1 protein-coding gene is annotated in these 363 nt (G+C 66.4%); it reads left to right on the top strand.

Going from position 1 to position 363, the window contains the following annotated elements:
* The coding region (locus AB4Z42_RS28510) for a hypothetical protein (protein ID WP_442012599.1) at positions 1–363 on the top strand (363 nt) is incomplete at both ends.

The raw sequence follows: 363 nt of genomic DNA, 5'->3' as shown, positions 1-363 counted from the left end.
GCCTGCTGCCTCTCCCCCTGAGCATCGCCATCTGCCTGCCGGCCCTGGCCGACGACAAACCGGTGAACTGGGGCCTGTGCCCAGCCACCGACGTCCTGCCAGTCTTTGACGATGCGCCCAAAGCCGACAAGGCTGCTGCCGCCACCCGCGACCAGCAGGACACCGACATCGAGGGGGACCAGCTGTTCGGCACCACCACGGTGCCGCAGTACCAGGGCAATGTCGCGATCAAACGCGGCGACCAGTTCCTGGGCACCGACCACCTGAGTTTCGACACCGAGAGCGGCAACTACATCGCCGAGGGCAATGTCCGCTACCAGGACTCCTCGATCCGGATGGTGGCCAAGCGCGCCGAAGGCAACC

Origin of the sequence: Mycobacterium sp. 2YAF39, from assembly GCF_052114565.1 — a bacterium.
Taxonomy (GTDB): domain Bacteria; phylum Actinomycetota; class Actinomycetes; order Mycobacteriales; family Mycobacteriaceae; genus Mycobacterium.
Note: the sequence above shows the minus strand (reverse complement) of the source record. Positions and strands in the feature narration are given on the sequence as shown.